At 64.7% G+C, this 1,440-nt stretch carries 1 protein-coding gene; it reads right to left on the bottom strand.

The features are described 5' to 3' along the window. The coding region (locus tag CKO27_RS23790; protein WP_200377390.1) for an IS4 family transposase at positions 1-1,350 on the bottom strand (1,350 nt) is incomplete at its 3' end. Positions 1,351-1,440 lie beyond the last annotated feature (90 nt).

Genomic DNA, 1,440 nt, shown 5'->3' with positions numbered 1-1,440 from the left:
CTCTTCCTGTGCAATGCGCCTGGGTTTGGTCAGCAGCGGATAGTTCTTCGGGCGACGCTTCAAGGCACGCGGCTCGATGCGGCCACGACGCAAGCCGACCCGTGGTTCGGCGATCAGGACCAGCAGGGCGTGCAGACACACCGCATCCTGGGTTTCGCCGTGGCGGCTCTGCCAGGCCACCCAGACCTGGACGGTATGCTTGAAGCTCAGTTGGCGCGGGATCTGGTCGGCCAGCAAGGCGGCTTGGGCCATCAGCAGGCGAATCAAATTGTAGGCGAGCACGTAAACCCACAGTTCCTTGCTGGCCATGTCCGGGCTTTTGCAACGCAGGTGCTCCATGCCGAGCGTGGTTTTGATGTTGCGCAGATCCAGCTCGATGTTCCAGCGGCAGCGATACAGGGCCTTGAGAACCGACTTGGGGGTTTCCTTGGGGCACAGGAAGGTGGTAACCAGGATCTTGCCGCCGGCGTGGAACTCGCGCACGGTGAGCGTTGCTGGGACCTGGTCGTACTCGTATTGGCTCATCCACTCAGGCCGCTTGGGCTTGCTCAGGACGATCAGATGATCGCGCGCGCCCAGTCGCTCACCCTGACTGAAGTCGGTGCTTCGCTTGCGCGCCCCGTACTGTTCGAACAGGCCGTCGACGCCACCACGCACCAACTCGCAGAGCAGGAAATAGGTCGCGTAGAAGGCATCGCCGAGCAAGATATCGTCCTCTTGCAGGGTATCGAGCAGTTCGCGCAGCAACGACTGCTCGTCGCTGCCCTTGCCTTCGCACGGACCGCTGAGCGCATCCAGCAAGGCGCCGCTGCCCAGGCACAACAGCGCCACGACGCGACAGATGGGAAACCCCAAGCCGGCTTTTTGGCCGCTCGGCTGCGGATAGGCCGCTTGATTGGCTGCGGTGTCGGACAAGGTCACCGTGGCGCCATCAACCAGACGCACCGGGCGACCGCGCCAGTGCCACCAGGAGGGTGCGGCGGCGGCGATCATCGCGCCGGTCTGGCGCGCCAGGGTTGCGATCAGGCTCTTCGGCAGACGTGCCCGCGCCTGGCAGTAGGCGCTGGTGTTGGTGCTGTGAGGAGGCAGGCCCGCGAGCAACCGCTTGACGGCCGCCTCGTCGACCGCCTGGCGGCAACTACCGTCCGCCGAGAGCGCTTGGGCGAGAAACATCGACAGCGTCTCGGTGGGCGGAAACACCCGCTCGCGATGCTCCGGCAGCAACGCCTCGATCCGCTCAAGCATTCGCGGACCCGTCAGCAGGTCAAAGAACCCGCACGCATCCGTGTTGCCGACAGAATCGAGGACACGTTGTCGTTGCCGCTGCGCGGCGCGCTGACGAGGATGCATGGGGGCTGGCTCCACGGGTGGGCAGTTGGGTTTGGCCACTCTCAGCCTACCACCACCGCCAGCCTTTCTCATGCGTTTCAGCAGGTTGGG

It is taken from the genome of Thiocystis violacea, assembly GCF_016583575.1.
In the GTDB taxonomy this organism is placed as follows: domain Bacteria; phylum Pseudomonadota; class Gammaproteobacteria; order Chromatiales; family Chromatiaceae; genus Thiocystis; species Thiocystis violacea.
This window is presented reverse-complemented; position numbering and strand designations above follow the sequence as displayed.